This is a genomic window from Acidobacteriota bacterium (assembly GCA_026393675.1).
Lineage (GTDB): Bacteria > Acidobacteriota > Vicinamibacteria > Vicinamibacterales > JAKQTR01 > JBAXOX01.
Window position 1 is genome coordinate 1 of the sequence record JAPKZQ010000028.1, and the last position, 16,644, is coordinate 16,644.

The following is a 16,644-nucleotide window of genomic DNA, read 5'->3' on the forward strand; positions in this document are numbered from 1 at the left end:
CGCCCAGTTGCCCACTGTTGTTGTAGCCCCAGCACTTCACGCCGCCGCCGCTCGTCACCGCGCACGTATGGAAGTAGCCCGCGGTCACCGCGATAACCCCGCTCGTCAACCCGCTCACGTCCACCGGCGTGAGATGCTGCGTCGTCGTGCCGTGGCCCAGCTGACCAATCGAGTTGAGGCCCCAGCACTTCACGCCGCCGCCGGCGGTCAGTGCGCACGTGTGGTAGCCGCCCGCGTCTACCGCGCTGACCCCGCTCGTCAACGCGCTCACATCCACCGGCGTGACCCGCTGCGTCGTCGTGCCGTCGCCCAGCTGCCCCAAGTTGTTAGAGCCCCAGCACTTCACGCCGCCGCCGCTCGTCACCGCGCACGTATGGCTCGTGCCGTCGCCCAGTTGCCCACTGTTGTTGTAGCCCCAGCACTTCACGCCGCCGCCGCTCGTCACCGCGCACGTATGGAAGTAGCCCGCGGTCACCGCGATAACCCCGCTCGTCAACCCGCTCACATCCACCGGCGTGAAACGATGCGTCGTCGTGCCGTCGCCCAGCTGGCCATATTGGTTAGAGCCCCAGCACTTCACGCCGCCGCCGCTCGTCACCGCGCACGTATGGAAGCGGCCCGCGGCCACCGCGCTCACGCCACTCGTCAACCCGCTCACGTTCACCGGCGTGGAACGACTCGTCGGCGTGCCGTCACCCAGTTGGCCATCGAAGTTAAGGCCCCAGCACTTCACGCCGCCGCCGACGGTCAGTGCGCACGTGTGGTAGCTGCCCGCAGCTACCCGGAGTGGCGTGGGTCGTTCGGCCACGTGGGTGACCGCGTCATGGTGCCGGCGCCGCCGCCGAGCATCGTGAAGTAGCCGCCGACTAGGATCTTCCCATCCGCCTGCACCGCAATGGCGCTGCTGTTGCCATTCGCGCCGGGATCGAAAGCCGTGTCGAGCGACTGTGCGCGGGCGACGGCGCAGGCGCCGAGGAGGATGCACACGACGGCCATGATGCGCGTAGTACTCCGAACGCTGGGCGTCATGGTTTTCTCCTGGCTTGCCCTATCCGGTGCGCTGAAGGTCGAGATGATCCGCGTCCTGGCCTTATGCGTGAATCGGACATAAGAGACGCTCGGTCGCCAAGACGACGGTCTGGCGAGCCGTGTCGCGGGGTGGCAGCGTCAGCGAACCCTGCCCAGAAGTGCGTGTCGTCGGGGGCGGGAGCCCACTGTTGATGGGCTGTCGAACGGGAAACGGTCGCGGCGCTCTACGCGGGCACTACGTCACGATTGGCCGAATCGGGCAAGTCCCAGAGCCTATCCGCAACCTGGGACCAATGGTGAACCTGATCTAACTGCGAGTCAAGACGGATAGCGGCTCTGTGCCGGAGACTGTCTATCGCAGACGCCGCAGCGGCCGAGGCTGTCATCCCTATCTGCCAATCGCTCCACTAAGCCCGGTCCGGGCGCCGTTCAATTCCAAGATGGACTGCCGCATTCCCGGAAACTACTGATTCCTGAAACGCGGATTGCCTCGACAAATCGCTTTGATATCTCTGGGAATTCAGGCAAAACCGTTGGCCGCTCCGCCGGGGATTTCTGAGACGGGCCCGGGCAGGCAACTGCTCGGACGAAGCGGGGCGGCCACGGGGGGCCGCCCCTACGAGAGTGCGCGTTGGGAACGCAGGGAGAGCGGCCGACCCTACCAGATCTTCACGCGCTGGGCGGGGTCGATATACAGCTTGTCGCCGGGCTTCACGCCAAACGCGGTGTAGAACTCGGGGATGTTGCCAAGCGGCCCGTTGCCGCGCACCTTCGCCGGCGCGTGCACGTTCGAGAGCACCTGCTGCCGCAACGCGTCGTCGCGCTCCTTCGACCGCCACACCTGCGCCCAGCCCATGAAGTACCGCTGGTCGCCGGTCAGCCCGTCAATGACGGGCGCGGGCTTGCCGCCAAGCGACGTGTGGTAGGCGCGATAGCCAATCACCAGGCCGGTCAGATCGCCGATGTTCTCGCCCAGCGTCAGCTCGCCGTTCACCTTGAGGCCGGGCAGCACCTCGTACGCGCCGAACTGCGCCACCAGGCGCGCGGTCCGCTTCTGATACTCGGACGCGTCATCCTTGGTCCACCAGTCGCGCATCGTGCCAGTGCCGTCGAACCGCCGGCCCTGGTCGTCGAACCCATGCCCCATCTCGTGGCCAATCACCGCCCCAATCCCCCCATAGTTCACCGCATCGTCGGCCGCTAAGTTAAAAAACGGCGGCTGGAGAATCGCCGCCGGAAAGACCACCTCGTTGCGGACGGGGTTGTAGTACGCGTTGATGGTCTGCGGCGTCATGCCCCACTCTTCGGGATCGATGGGCTTGCCCACCTTGGCGAGCTGGAAGGCGAATTCGGCCGCCTGCGCGCGCATCATGTTGCCCACCAGATCGTCGCGGACCACCTGCACCTTCGAGTAGTCGCGCCACTTGTTCGGGTAGCCGATCTTCGGCCGGAAGGCGGCCAGCTTCTGCTGCGCCTGCGCCCGGGTCTCGGGGCTCATCCAGTCGAGATGATCAATGCCGTCCTTATAGGCGAGCCGGAGATTGGCGACCAGTTGCTCCATCCGCGCTTTCGCCCGGGCCGGGAAGTGACGGGCGACGTAGAGCTTGCCGAGCATCTCGCCGAGATTGCCGTCGAGGGCCGCCACGGCCCGCTTCCAGCGCGGGCGCTGCTCGGGCGTGCCACTCAGCGTCTTGCCGTAGAACTCGAAGCGCGCGTCGACGAAGGCCTTCGGCAGATACGGCGCAAAGCCGCGGATGAGGGAGGACTTGAGATACGGCTTCCAGCGATCGACGGGCCACTCGTTGACGGCGGCCGCCACGGCCTTGACGTAGGAGGGCTGCCCGATGATGAGGGCCGGCGCCGACGCGATCTTCAGCTCGCCCGTCCACGCGGCCCAATCGAAGCCGGGGAACTGCGTGGCCAGGTCGGCGGTCGCCACCTTGTTGTACATCTTCACCATGTCGCGCGTTTCGACGTTGGTCCACTGGCTTTTCGCCAGGTGGGTTTCGAGCGCCATGATGTCGGTGGCCGCGACATCGGTGGATGGGAGCCCGGCGAGCTTGTGCATCGCCTCGAGGAACGCCACGTACTTCGTGCGGTACTCCGCCAGTTTCGCATCGTCTTTCGTGTAGTAGTCGCGATCGGGCAGGCCGAGGCCGTTCTGGTAGACGAAGGCCGCCGTGTTCTTCGGATCCTTGAAGTCGCCCTCGCTAAACGCGGCAAGCGGCGTATCGCAGCCGAGCACGTACATATGGGCAAAGGCTCTGGCGAGGTCGGACTTGGTCTTGATCGCGTCAATCGCGGCCAGCTCGACAAAGAGTGGCGTGGTGCCGAGTGATTCGACCTTCGCCTCGTCCATGAAGCTGGCGTAGAAATCGCCGATCTTGCGGGCGTCGGATCCAGGGGCGCCGCCCGATTTGCCTGCCTCCTCGACAATGGCGCGCAGGTTTTCCTGCGCCTTGTCGTACAGCACCTCGAAGCTGCCGTAGGAGGGTTTGTCGGCGGGGATGGGCGTCTTGTCGAGCCACGCGCCGTTGACGTAGCGGAAGAAGTCGTCCTGTGGCCGCATCGATTTGTCGAACGCCGTGATATCGATGCCCGAAACCAGTTGTGGCGCGGCCGGTTTCTGGGCTGCCACGGTCGAAATCCCTGCCATCCCAGCCAACACGCACCACGCGATCATCCGCTTCATCACAGATCCTCCTATCGGGCGCGATGAATCGCGCCCACGTCGCCCCGTGCCAACGGGACGACGGTTCCTCCGCGTCCCCGCTCACGCAAGCCGGCAAAACACGTTTCCGGCCGGAGGCGGGCCGCTCGACGCCGGCTGCCGCTTAGGCGGACGAAGACGCCAGCTGATCCCTTTGGCCTGCAACGCGTTTTGCAGACTGGGCGCTGTCGGCTTGGTTCGAGGGCCCGCTCCGGAACCCGCCCTCCCACCGGCACAACCGCGCACAGCTGCGGTGGGCAGGCGTCTTCGTCTACCGACTACCGACTACTGTCTACCATCTCACTCCACCGGGTCGACCGCTGTCACATCCGTGCGATCGAGCACGCGGCCGAGCAGCTCCGTCACCACCCAGCATTCGACGATGACGACAAACGCCACCAGCAGCGCCGGGAGCACGATCAACAGGGTGCCGGTGTACCAGTAGACGGTAGCGATGAGCAGTCCGGCAACCACGGCGCCTGGAAGCAGCGACAGCATGAGGGTCACCAGGATGCCGGCCATCATGAGCAGGCGCTGCCCCATCGCGTCGATGCCGCGGGCCCGCGACGTGCCCAGCGACACCCATGCCGGAAACATCACGGCGAGACCGTTGAGCACCACGGTTTGCGAGAGGATGATGGGCGGCGCGAGAATCGCCGCCGCCAATGCATACGATACGAGGTCCAGGGTCCGCGGTGTCGCGTCACCCATGCGCGCGAAAAGTCCCGTGCCGAGCAGCGCGCCCAACATGATGAGCAGAAAGGTCACGGCGGACATCACGATGGCAGGCGCCAGCACCTCGCCGCGGACGATGGCGGCGCCAGATACGGGCCACGTTTTGAGCATGGCGAGATGCGCGAGGTCCTGCCGCAGGTCGTTGCGCATCATCTGCGGCCCCATCAGGACAAGCATCGCGGCCAGCCAGATGGACATCCCGGCGACGGCGGTCGCAACGCCGCCGGCGCGTCCGGAGGCCTGCGCAGCCATCCCGAGCACGATGACGATGGGCAGCAGGCGCAGCAACGTCTTCGCCGACACGTAGCGGCCGAGCAGGATGAGGTTTTTCCAGAGAATCGCGGTTTCGGGCGGCCCCACCAGCCCCAACTGGAACGGCGTGGCCGTCGCGCCGCGGGCCACCGCCTTCGGGGCGGCTTTCGAGAGCGCGCGCTTCTCGGCGTGCTCGGCGGAGGCTTCCTCGAACGACGTATCCGAGCGCAGTACCCACGCGTAGTTCAGTGCGATCAGGGCCAGCACCCACGGCAGCACCGCAAAAAACTCGGCGGGCGATGACGCGAGCGGGAGGCTCGCCAGCGTGCGAAATGGCCAGAGCACGATGCCGGCCGCCCCTGTCGTGCCCAATCGCTGCAGCTCGGCGAAGACGGCGCCGGGCTCCGACAGCGCGACAAGCGCCGACCAGCCGTTGATGACGGTTTCGACCAGCACGCCGACGGCGCCGAAGACGATGACGAGCGGCACCCACTGGTGCCAGATGCCGCTCTTGCCGTGTTGCGCGAGGCTGCTCCGGCGGAGCGCGACCCCCATCAGATGCAGGCGCACCACCATGAAGATCAACCAGAGGCCGATGACCGTCATCCAACTGTTGGCGAGAGTGGTTGGCCGCACAAACAGCGTGATAAGCGCCGAACTGAACAGCATGCCCAGCTGCGACCGCACCAGCCGGAAGTGCAGCAACTGGCGGCGGGTGACCGGCGCAGTGAACAGGAACTGCACCTCGGCGCGCGAGAAGGTGATGGGTTTGCCTGCACCGGGCCATACCCACGCGATCGCGGCGATCACCAACAGGACCACGCTCGCGACCACCTGGATCGGGCCAGCCAGGTTCCCCAGCCCAGGGAAACCCCGACTGCCGCGCCGCACGTCCGAACGCGGGCGGAACACCATGAAATAGAAATAGAGCCCGCCGACGATGAGGCTGGCGAGATAGCGGGGCTCGCGCAGGCGCCGGATGCGGCGGCGCATGCGGTTTTTGAACGAGCAGAACGTCAGGTAGGCGAAGGTGCCGATCATCTACGGCTCGCGCGCGGTGGCCGTGAGGAAGATCTGCTCGAGCGACGAGCCGGCCGCAGCCAGCTCCGGCTGCGCCTTGAGTTGGTCGAGCGTCCCGTCGGCGATCTTCCTGCCGTGATCGATGATGATGACGCGCGTGCAGATCTCCTCGACCATGTGCAGCAGATGCGACGACACCATCACGGCCGCGCCGGCCCGGCCGCGCGCCACGATGGTCTCCTTCATCCGCCGGATGCCGAGCGGGTCAAGGCCGGTCAGCGGCTCGTCGAACAGCAGCACCGCCGGATCGTGCAGCAGGCCGCACGCGATGGCCACCTTCTGCTTCATGCCGCGCGAGAGTTCCACCGGCAGCGACTGCTCTTTCCCGGTGAGTTCCAGCTCGTCGAGCAGCCGCTTGGCACGCGCCTCGACGTCGAGCACCTTGTAAAGCCGCGCGGTGAGGCGCATGTGCTCCATCACCGTGAGGTAGTCGAACAGTTGGGGCTCATCTGCCATGAACGCGAGCTGGGCCTTGGCGGCGACCGCGTCCGAGACGATGTCGTGGCCACCGATGGTGATGGTGCCGGTGGTGGGGGCCTGGATGCCGACCAGGCAGCGCAGCGTGGAGGTCTTGCCGGCGCCGTTCGGGCCGATGAGGCCGACGACCTCGCCGGGACCGACGCCGAACGAGAAGTCGTCCACGGCCTTGAACGAGCCGTACGTCTTGGTCAGGTGCTGGACGTCAATCACCATGATGCAGTTTACAACGGAACGTCCGGGGAGGCCGGTTGACCTGAACGGCGCATTGTCGGCAGGGCCGCCACCCACACCGAGGTGTCGACGACGATCATGCGGACTGCCGCCTCTGGCGCCGCCGGCTCTTCGGGAGATCGACATCCAGGCGCACCTTGCCCAACAGCGACTTGAGTTCGTCGATGCGGCGGCCGCGCAGCAACTCGCGGAGCGCCAGCACGACGGTGTCGGTCTTTGATCTGAGCCCGACCGCCTGGCGTGCTTCTTCGAGGAGATCGGCGGGAAGATCCAGGGTGATGCGCATACGATTCAGCGTGATTCGCACGCTTATTGATGTCAAGTCATCTGCGTGAATGATGCGTTCAAGCGGGAGCAGCGCTCTCGATGTGACGTCGATGAACAGGTGCGCCGGGTTGAGCTGACGATGCGATAATGGCGCGGTCAGGAACGTCGCTTCCGAGCCATTCTGCCCCCGGAAACAGAGGCATTGGAGCGTGCTGACGCGAACACGCTTTCGTGTGGCGGTCGGGGTCGCGATGGCGTCCTTCTGGTGGCTGGCGCCGATGGTGGCCCAGGTCCAGCAGCCCCGCGCGCCCGTCCCGTTCCGCGCCGGCGTGACGCTGGTGCCCGTCGACATCCGCGTCGTCGATGCGGATGGAAATCCGGTCACGAATCTCAAGGCGGCGGATTTCACGATCTTCGAGAATGGGGTCAGACAAGACATCGCGCACTTCTCCACCCAGTCCTCTCTTGCGGCGACACCGGAGACAGCCGGCTCATCAGCACGGGCGCCACGGACGTTCTTCATCGTGCTGGGACGTGGCCGCCTGAATGACCCAGGCAAGGGCCTCGATGCCATCATTGAGTTCGTGCGCTCGCGCCTCGTGCCCGGGGATCGGGTGGCGGTGCTGGCCTTCCTTCATCTCGCGGAGTTGACCACCGATCGCGAAGCGGTCGTACGGCTGCTCGAGCGGTACCGCGCGCGGCACGAGGCGATCGACGACAAGCTCGACCGGGACGGCAAACGCATCCGGGCCGGGGCGCCCGATTGGCCGCTTGCACCCGACACTCAAGTCGACCTGGCCGCGCTGTTTGATGCGCCTGGTCTGCCACGCATCCAGCTTTTCCCCGGCGGCTCGGGTGGAAAGCAGATCAACTTCTGGGATGGGGGCTATCTCCGGCGGATGATCGAGTACCTGCGTTATGTCGAGGGCGAGAAACACCTCGTGCTGATGGTGGAGCGTGCGGTCAGTCAGGCCGACTCCTACGCTCAAAGCGCGGCGGCGGCGCGTGCGACGGTGTCGGTGATTCAGACAGGCGGCATGCGACCGCCAAGGCCCCTGTCGGGCAAGTATGGTGGCACGTTCGATTCGTCGCCCAATGCGACCGAGATGATGGGGTTTCTGGCCGACAGGGCCCTGGCAGAGGAGACGGGTGGCGTGGCGGGGTTCTATCAGAGCGCGGCCAAATCGCTCGACCGCCTGATACGAACGACGAGCTTCGAGTACCTGCTCGGCTACTATCCGGCGAAGCCTCCGGCCGACGGGGAGTATCGGGAGCTTCGCGTCGAGGTGAGGCGGCGCGGCGTCACGGCGCTCTATCGCCATGGCTACGAGGCCCAGCCGCCGCCGATTGAGCCGCTCGATCTGCGGCGCATCTTCGCCGAGGCCGGATTCCGAAACGCGCTGCCGGTCGACATCCGGCTGGCCAACATTCCCATGGACCTCAAGGCCCGGCTGAACCGCGGCCCCGGCGAGGCAATGACCATTGACGTCGACATCGCGATTGATCCGAAGTGGGTGACCTTTGTGCAGAAGGGCGAAGAATGGACCACCTGCATCGACGTGGCGGCCTTTGCGCGCGATGCGGGTGAGAAGGTGCTCGGGGAGCAGCGGGGCCGCATCGACCTGAAGCTCGACGCGAAGGCCTATGCACAACAACTGCGTGAGCGCATCCGGTACACAATCGCTGTCAGCGTGGCGACGGGTCATCCGGCGCACGTGAAGGTGCTCCTCTACGAATACGAAGGGTCTCGCACGGCCCATGCCACCGTGCGACTGCGGTAGTCATCCTGCGCGGCGTGGTCCGCGGTTGAGATCACGTCTCACCGTCGACACCCCCGACAACACGTCTCGCCCTGCGGCCCTCAGAGCGCGGACCGCATCGCCTTCACACCACAATCGCAGGGCCATCCGTCAGTCTGCGGCCGGCGATGGCGCGGTGTCGGCACAGCGCCCGGGTTGACACACCCCATGAATCTGTTATATATGAATATCTAGATATGCGATTGCCTGAGACGGAGCTGCAGGTCTTCAAGGCGGAGTTCTTCCGCGCCCTCGCGCACCCGGTCCGCATCCGCCTGCTCGAGGAGCTGCGCGCCGGCGACCGCAGCGTCCAGGAATTGCAGGAGGCGCTCGGGCTCGACCAACCGTCGGTGTCGCAGCAGCTCGCCATCCTGCGCGCCAAGAACCTCGTGACGGCCAGTAAGGCCGGCACCTCCGTCCGTTACGCCGTCCGCGACCCGCTTATCCACGAGTTGCTCGCCACGGCCCGCGCCATCTTCAACAACCGCCTGGTCGATACGCAGACGATGCTCAAGGAACTGAGACGAGAGGCGCGGCGCGTCGTATGAAGCTGTTCCAGAAGATCCGACGCGTCGGCACGGTGACCGAGCCGCTGCCCGAGGGCGACTTCGAAGCGATCACGCTCATCCGCGAGATCGATGCCCGGGCGCAACGGCTGCTGAGGCGCGCTGTCGGCATCCGCCACGTGGACGCCGGCTCGTGCAACGGCTGCGAAATCGAAATCTCGGGCCTGCTCGGCCCCGTCTACGACCTCGAGCGCTTCGGCCTCCATTTCGTCGCGTCGCCGCGCCACGCGGACCTGTTGCTGGTGACTGGCCCGGTGACCCGCAACATGGAGATTCCCTTGCGCAAGACGTACGAAGCCACGCCCGATCCGAAACTGGTCGTCGGCATCGGCGACTGCGCGAGGGACTGCGGCGTGTTCGCGGGCAGCTACGCGGTGGTGGGCAGCGTCGATTCGGTCATTCCCGTTGATGTCGTCGTCTCCGGATGCCCGCCCTCGCCCACCGACATCCTGCGCGGCATCCTCGTGGCGATTGGCCGGCTGGAGCTGCCGGCGAAGACAGCGGTCGATTCCCGCGCCGCGGCGACCTCGGGGGTGGAGCAGCAATGATCGCCGCCTTCCTGCTCCCGCTCTTCTGGTTGATGGTGGTCGGCTACGGGATCACCGCCTCTGGCCTGATCATGCCCACGCCGCGGTTGATCCGAGCGGTCACCGCCATCGGATCAGTGGTGGGCGGCGCGGCCGGGCTTACGCTCGCCTGCCTCGTCTTGTGGACCGATGCGTCGCTGACCCTCGAGGCACCAGCGCTCCTGACGGTTGCCGGTGGCTGGCTGTTCCATCTGGATCGGCTCGGTGCGCTCTTCCTCGCGCTCATCTCGGGTGTCGCGATCCCTGTCGGCATCTACGCCACCAGCTACACGGCGTCGTACGAAGGCCGCTACTCGACGCGCTGGATGGCCTTCAACTTCGGCGTGTTCCTGCTCAGCATGAGTCTGGTGACAGCGGCCGCCAACGCCATCACGTTCCTGCTCTGCTGGGAACTGATGGCGATCAGTTCGTTCTTCCTTGTCGTCACCGAGCACGATCGCGAGGAGTCGGTGCGGGCGGGCGTGTGGTATCTCGCGATGACGCACGCGGGACTGCTGGCGCTCCTTTCCGCGTTCTTTCTCCTCGGAGCGGACGGCCCCACCGCCGCGGGGTGGACCTTCGCGGCCATGCGCAGCGCCGCGCCGCAATTGCCGTCGAGCACGCGCAATGCCATCTTTCTGCTGGCCCTGCTCGGGTTCGGATCGAAGGCCGGCATGGTGCCCTTCCACGTGTGGTTACCGCGCGCGCATCCAGCCGCGCCAAGTCACGTGTCGGCGCTCATGTCGGCCGTGATGGTGAAGCTCGGCATCTACGGTCTTCTGCGAATCGGCCTCGACGTACTCGGAGGCGGGCCCTCGTGGTGGGGCACGCTCATCATCATTCTGGGCGCCGCCTCGGCGCTCACCGGCGTGCTCTATGCCCTGGTGGCGGATGATCTCAAGCGGCTGCTGGCGTACTCCACCGTGGAGAATGTCGGCCTGGTGTTGCTGGGTGTTGGCGCCGGATTCCTGTTTCTGAGCCTCTCGCAGCCGGAAGCCGCGATGCTCGCGATGGCGGCCGCGCTGCTGCACGTCATCAACCATGCCGCGTTCAAGGGCACGCTCTTCCTGAGTGCCGGATCGATCGTGCACGCGACGGGCACGCGCGACATGAATCTGCTGGGAGGACTCGTGAAGCGCGCGCCGTGGACGGTGGCGACATTCCTGGTGGGCGCGATGTCAATCGCGGCCCTGCCGCCGCTCAACGGGTTTGTGAGCGAGTGGCTGCTCTTCCAGTCGTTCCTGCCTGGCGTCGCCAGCTCGCGGGCCGCGATTGCGGGCCTGCTCACGCTCGGCGTCGGCGCGCTGGCGCTGACCGGCGGGCTGGCCGCCGCGACGTTCGTGAAGGCGTTCGGCATCTCGTGCCTGGCCATCCCCCGATCGAACGAGGCCGCCCAGGCGCACGAGAGCCCGCGATCGATGCGCGTGGGCATGGTGCTGATGGCCGCGTCCTGCCCGCTGCTCGCCCTCGCGACGATTCCCACGCTCACGACCATCACCGGTGCGCTCGCGACGCTCGCTGGTCTCGGAGGGCTCTCGGGGACGACGCCAGTGTTCCACCTGGGCGTGACGCTGCGCACGCCGAATGGGATGGCGACGATGTCGCCTGTCGCGATCGCGCTGGTTCTGGTGGCCGCGCTGGTCGGCACCTGGATTGTGGTGCGCGTGGTCGCGAGACGAACGGTGCGTATCGGCGACACGTGGGGATGCGGCCGCATCGGCCAGACGCCGCGGATGGAATACACCTCCACCGCGTTTGCCGAACCGCTGCGTCGCGTATTCGACCAGCTCTATCGGCCGAACGAGGACATGGCGGTTGGCGTCGTGCATCCCGAATCGCCGTACTACATCCAGTCGGTGACGTACCGGACGACGATCCATCCGTGGTTCCAGCGCGTCCTCTACGACCCACTGGTTGACGGCGTGGAGCGGGTGGCGGTGTGGACAAGGCGCCTGCAGTCGGGCTCGGTCAACGCGTATCTCGGCTACATCGTGTTCGTGCTCGTCTTGTTGCTGGTGTGGGTGATCGGGTTCTGACCCGCGGAGGATGTGGTGTTCAACGTCACAGGCGTCGTGATTGAAATCGCGCAGGCGCTGCTGGGCCTCGCGGTGGCGCCGGCGCTGGTCGGCCTGATTCGCTGGGTGAAGGCCCGGCTGCAGAACCGGCGCGGCGCACCCATCTGGCAGCCGTACGCCGAACTGCGCAAACTCCTCGGCAAGGAAACCGTCATCTCGTCAAACGCGTCGTGGATATTCCGCACGGCGCCCTACGTCGTGTTCGGCAGCACGGTGGTCGTAGCCCTGCTCGTCCCCGTGCTCATCACGCCGCTGCCTTTCAATCAGGTCGCCGATCTGTTTGCGCTGGTCTACCTGCTGCTGCTCGGGACGTTCGCGCTCGCGCTCGGCGGCCTCGATCCCGGCTCGCCGTTTGGCGGCATGGGCAGCAGCCGCGAGATGACGATTGCCGCGCTCAGCGAACCCGCGATCGCGCTGGCCATTCTGTCACTTGCGCTCGGCGCCGGTTCGACCAATCTCGGCGAGATGGCGGCGCGCACGATTGCCAACCCCACCGTTGCGCTCAGCCCCGGTCACATTCTCGCCTTTGCCGCCCTCTTCATCGTCATGCTGGCGGAAACCGGCCGGCTGCCGGTCGACAATCCGGCCACGCATTTGGAATTGACGATGATCCATGAGGCGATGATTCTGGAGTACTCGGGCCCACATCTCGCGCTGGTGGAGTGGGCGTCGTGGCTCAAACTGACGGTGTTTTTGACGCTCGCGGCCAACCTCTTCGTGCCGTGGGGGCTGGCGACTTCGCTCTCGCCGGCCGCGCTGGCCATTGCGTTTGCGGCCATCGTGGTCAAACTCGTGGTGCTGGCCGTCCTGCTCGCGTTCTTTGAAACCCGGGTCGCGAAGCTGCGGTTGTTCCGCGTGCCCGAACTGCTGGCTGTCTCGTTCGTGCTCGGCCTGCTGGCTGTCACGTCGTCTTTCTCGCTGAGTGCTTCGAGTCGCCACTCAGGCCCCGAATCGCTTTCGAACACCAGGGCTGGAGGAGCTCCCTCAGCACTCAGTCCTGAGGACGCGAATCAGCAGCCATCCCGGCGTATCGAAGGACTGAGGTAGCGCCGCGTGGACGGACTCTTCTCGCAGGTCGCCGTGCTGGGCTCAAGTGGCGTGCTGCTCTGCGCCATCGTCGCGTTGTGGCGGCACGGCATCGGGGCGTACATCTCGGCCTTCAAGTGGCAGTCGAACGTGCTGGCCGCGCTCACCGCGGCGGTGGCCTACTTCGGGCATGACTACGATTTGTATTGGGTCGCGGCGCTGATGATCGCGGTGAAGGGCGTGGCCATCCCACGACTGCTCACACGCCTGGCGCATCGTGTGGGCCAGAACCGCGAGAGCGAACCGCTCGTGAACACGGCGACATCGCTGGTCATCAGCGGCCTGCTGATCCTGCTCGCCTACACGGCGGCACGCCCGCTGCAGACGCTGTCGGCGGCGCCGACGCGCGCGGGCATCCCGCTCGCGATTGGCCTGCTCTTCGTCAGCCTGTTCGTGATTGTGAGCCGCAAGAAGGCCATCACGCAGGTGATCGGCTTTCTGATGCTCGAGAACGCGATCGCCCTGCTCGCCGTGCTCGCGACGTATGGCGTGCCGCTGGTGGTCGAACTGGGCGTGTTCCTCGACGCCCTGATGGGATTCCTGGTGATGCAGATTGTCCTCTATGACATCCACGACACATTCAACACGCTCGACGTGGACGTGTTGAATCGGCTGAAGCACTGACGCCATGGAGACACTGCTTCTCTTTGCGCTTGCCGGACCGTTTGCCTTGTCGGCCGTACTGGCCGCGCTGGGCGTTGGTGACCGCCGTGTGGTCGGCTGGATCATCGCGGCGGGCCGGGTGATCTCGGTGGGCGCGGCGATCGCGTTATGGACCATCGCGATTGGCGGCTCCCCGTTCGCGCCAGCGGCGGCGGGTCTCTTCCGCGTGGACGCGCTCTCGGCGCTGGTGGCCTGTTGCGTGGTCGTCGTCGGAACGATCTCGATGGCTCTCGGGCCTGGCACGCCGGGATCGGGGCACGACGACCCGGCCGCGCGCCGTAAGTTCCAGGCGTACGGCAACGTGTTCGTGCTGGCGATGCTGCTGGCGGTCACCGTCAACAACGTCGCGTTGATGTGGGTGGCCATCGAAGCGACGACGATCACGTCGGCACTGCTGGTGCCGCTCCACCGGTCGAAGGCGTCAGTCGAGGCGTCGTGGAAGTACCTGTTGATTGGATCGGTCGGCATCGCGCTGGCGTTTGCCGGCACGGTGCTCGCGTATTTTGATTTCGTCACGATCACCGGGCAGCGTCAGACCTCGCTTGGCTGGCCGCTCCTGATGCACTCGGCGCCAGTGCTTGATCCCGGCCTGCTGCGGCTTGCGTTCGTGTTCCTGCTGGTGGGCTACGGCACCAAGGCTGGACTGGCGCCCATGCACACCTGGCTGCCCGATGCGCACTCGGAAGCGCCCGCGCCGCTCTCCGCGATGATGTCGGGCGTGCTGCTGGCCGTCGCGCAATACGCGATTCTGCGCTGGAAGGCCGTGGTCGATCTCACGCCGGGCGGCGCGGCATTCACCAATCAGGTGCTGCTGGCCATCGGTTTGTTCTCGGTGCTGATCGGCGCGTTGAGCCTTGTCCGCCAGCAGAGTTACAAGCGGCTGCTCGCCTACTCGAGCGTCGAGCACAGCGGGCTGATCTGCATGGGCCTCGCGTTTGGACCGGCGGGCGTGTTCGCGTCTCTCTTGCACATGATGAATCACGCGCTCGCCAAGTCGACCAGCTTCCTGCTCTCCGGCCGCATTCTTGCCCGCTATGGATCGACCGACGTCGATGGCGTGCGCGGTCTGGTGCGGACCATGCCGGCCACCGGTGCGCTGTTTGCCACCGGTGTGCTGGCGTTGATGGGATTGCCGCCGTTCGGCTTGTTCGTCTCGGAATTTCTGCTGTTCCGCGCCGGGTTCACCTCGGGGCATGTCTGGGAAACGGGCGTCGCGCTGGTCCTCGCGGGGATCGGATTCGTCGGGCTCTCGTCTCACCTGCTGCGCATGCTTTACGGCGCCACACCCGATGGCGTGATGTCGGGTGAGCGGGACGCTCGGGCGCTTGCCCCGATTGTGGTGTGCGCGGTGGCGCTGGTTGTGCTCGGCCTGATCCTGCCGGAGGCCGTTGGCGCACTGCTGGGCCGCATTGTCGAAGGGATGACCGCATGAGCGAGATGACGCACGCGGTCGCCGGGCTGAGGAACGTCGCCTCACTTTACGCCTTGCGGGACGTCCGGATGCCGCGCCCGCGGGAACTTCACGCAATGGCTGATGCGGCGAGCATGCCGGCGGTGACGGCGGCACTGTGGACTGAGTGGGGTGCCGAACTGGTGTTAATGGCTGGCGAGGATCGACGCGCCCGTGATGGGGCGTTTCGCGTCCACTACTTGTTTGCGCATCACGAGGAGAATTGGTTCGCTCACATCACGACGCGGGTTGATGGCGCCAACCCGGTGATCGCGTCTTCCGCGATGAGTTGCTATCCCGCGTCGCGGTTCGAACGCGAGATGCGCGACCTGATGGGCATCGTGCCGCTCGATCATCCCGATCCACGGCCGCTCGCGCGCCATGGATTCTGGCCCGAGGACTACTTCCCTCTTCGCAAGGATGCTTTTGTGCCGGCGTTCGGTGATGAAGGCCGGCCGTTTCCGTTTGGCGAGGTCGAGGGCCCTGGCGTGTACGAGATTCCCGTGGGCCCTGTGCACGCGGGCATCATCGAACCCGGGCACTTCCGGTTCAGTGCCGTCGGCGAGACGATCATCGACGTCAAGCAGCGGTTGTTCTTCACGCACAAAGGCACCGAGAAACTGTTCGAGGGGCGCACGGCAGAAGACGGCGTGGCGCTGGCGGAACGCATCTCGGGCGACACGACGATTGGTCACGCGCTGGCGTTCTGCCAGGCTGTAGAATGCGCGGCCGGCGTCGACATCCCGCCGCGTTCGGCGCACCTGCGCGCCGTTCTGCTCGAGATGGAGCGGCTGTACAACCACGTGGCCGACTTCGGGATGATCATCAGCGACACCGGCTACGCGGTGGCGCAGTCGCAGTGCTATCGGATCAGGGAGCGACTGCTGCGGCTGAACGGACGGCTGACGGGCAATCGCCTGCTGCGCGGTGGCGTGATTGCGGGCGGCGTTGCGTGCGATGTTCTGCCCGCTGGCGCAGGCGCGGCTCTCGCGGGGCCGGCTTCGGCAGGGCGCGGGATCGCGGGCGCTGATCTTCTCCGGGACATCGGCGCGTGTGTGCGTGACTTTCTCGAGGTCGTCGACATCTGCCTCGAGAACTCCCTGGTGGCTGATCGACTCGATCGGGCTGGCGTGCTCGATGCGACGATTGGTCGCGACCACGCCGTGCGGGGCTATGTGGCGCGCGGCTCAGGCATCGACATCGACGTGCGGCGCGATCATCCACGGCCGCCGTATGATCGGCTGGCGCTTCATGTGCCGGTCGAGACGAGCGGCGACGTGCGGGCACGCGCCATGGTTCGCATCGCCGAGGTGAAGGAGTCGGCCCGCGTGATCCGCGTGCTGCTGGAATTGCTGCCGCCGGGACCCATCTCGGTGCCGATGACCGCGCTCCCACCCTACGAGCCGGCGTTCGCGCTGGTCGAAGGCTGGCGCGGCTGCATTGTTCACTGGGTGATGGCTGACGATGGCGGAAGGCTGCATCGGGTGAAGATCGTGGACCCGTCGTTTCTCAACTGGCCCGCGCTCTCCCGCGCGCTCGTCGACAACATCGTCCCCGACTTCCCGCTCTGCAACAAATCGTTCAACCTGTCGTACTCGGGCAACGATCTGTAGGGAAAGGCGGCTCCGGCGGCACCTACATCAGCCGCCCGATGT

At 66.1% G+C, this 16,644-nt stretch carries 14 protein-coding genes; 8 read left to right on the forward strand and 6 right to left on the reverse strand.

Annotated elements, in window-relative coordinates; all coding sequences use genetic code 11:
* The 6 genes from NT151_07430 to NT151_07455 form a co-directional block, all read right to left on the reverse strand.
* The coding region (locus NT151_07430) for an RCC1 repeat-containing protein (protein MCX6538746.1) at nt 1-808 on the reverse strand (808 nt) is incomplete at its 3' end.
* Complete coding sequence (locus NT151_07435) at nt 778-1,029, reverse strand: delta-60 repeat domain-containing protein (protein MCX6538747.1); 252 nt, start codon at nt 1,027-1,029, stop codon at nt 778-780. The genes NT151_07435 and NT151_07430, both read right to left, overlap by 31 nt.
* A gap of 658 nt (nt 1,030-1,687) precedes the next feature.
* Nucleotides 1,688-3,721, reverse strand: a complete 2,034-nt coding sequence (locus NT151_07440) for a M13 family peptidase (protein ID MCX6538748.1) — start codon at nt 3,719-3,721, stop codon at nt 1,688-1,690.
* Nucleotides 3,722-4,039: 318 nt separating this feature from the next.
* Complete coding sequence (locus NT151_07445) at nt 4,040-5,767, reverse strand: hypothetical protein (GenBank protein ID MCX6538749.1); 1,728 nt, start codon at nt 5,765-5,767, stop codon at nt 4,040-4,042.
* Nucleotides 5,768-6,499 (reverse strand): ABC transporter ATP-binding protein, encoded by a 732-nt coding sequence (locus tag NT151_07450; GenBank protein ID MCX6538750.1) that lies wholly within the window; start codon nt 6,497-6,499, stop codon nt 5,768-5,770.
* Between the two features lie 94 nt (nt 6,500-6,593).
* Complete coding sequence (locus NT151_07455) at nt 6,594-6,803, reverse strand: type II toxin-antitoxin system VapB family antitoxin (GenBank protein ID MCX6538751.1); 210 nt, start codon at nt 6,801-6,803, stop codon at nt 6,594-6,596.
* Between the two features lie 190 nt (nt 6,804-6,993).
* Here NT151_07455 and NT151_07460 point away from each other — a divergent pair, with 190 nt between their 5' ends.
* The 8 genes from NT151_07460 to NT151_07495 all read left to right on the forward strand — a co-directional run bounded on the left by NT151_07460 (nt 6,994) and on the right by NT151_07495 (nt 16,602).
* Entirely contained in the window at nt 6,994-8,565 is a 1,572-nt protein-coding gene (locus tag NT151_07460) for a VWA domain-containing protein (GenBank protein MCX6538752.1), read from the forward strand.
* Nucleotides 8,566-8,780: 215 nt separating this feature from the next.
* Nucleotides 8,781-9,131, forward strand: coding sequence for a metalloregulator ArsR/SmtB family transcription factor (locus NT151_07465; protein ID MCX6538753.1), 351 nt, complete (start codon nt 8,781-8,783; stop codon nt 9,129-9,131).
* Nucleotides 9,128-9,697, forward strand: a complete 570-nt coding sequence (locus NT151_07470) for an NADH-quinone oxidoreductase subunit B family protein (GenBank protein ID MCX6538754.1) — start codon at nt 9,128-9,130, stop codon at nt 9,695-9,697. The genes NT151_07465 and NT151_07470 overlap by 4 nt, the downstream gene beginning before the upstream one ends.
* Nucleotides 9,694-11,751, forward strand: coding sequence for a proton-conducting transporter membrane subunit (locus NT151_07475; protein ID MCX6538755.1), 2,058 nt, complete (start codon nt 9,694-9,696; stop codon nt 11,749-11,751). Before NT151_07470 ends, NT151_07475 begins: the two co-directional genes overlap by 4 nt.
* A gap of 15 nt (nt 11,752-11,766) precedes the next feature.
* A complete protein-coding gene (locus tag NT151_07480; protein MCX6538756.1) occupies nt 11,767-12,837 on the forward strand; it encodes a respiratory chain complex I subunit 1 family protein in 1,071 nt (356 codons plus the stop codon).
* Between the two features lie 6 nt (nt 12,838-12,843).
* A complete protein-coding gene (locus NT151_07485; protein ID MCX6538757.1) occupies nt 12,844-13,500 on the forward strand; it encodes a hypothetical protein in 657 nt (218 codons plus the stop codon).
* Nucleotides 13,501-13,504: 4 nt separating this feature from the next.
* The gene (locus NT151_07490; GenBank protein MCX6538758.1) at nt 13,505-14,971 is read left to right on the forward strand and encodes a proton-conducting transporter membrane subunit; all 1,467 of its coding nucleotides are present in this window, start codon (nt 13,505-13,507) and stop codon (nt 14,969-14,971) included.
* Nucleotides 14,968-16,602 carry an NADH-quinone oxidoreductase subunit C gene (locus NT151_07495; protein MCX6538759.1) on the forward strand — a complete coding sequence of 545 codons (1,635 nt, stop codon included), beginning with the start codon at nt 14,968-14,970 and terminating at the stop codon, nt 16,600-16,602. The genes NT151_07490 and NT151_07495 overlap by 4 nt, the downstream gene beginning before the upstream one ends.
* Nucleotides 16,603-16,644 lie beyond the last annotated feature (42 nt).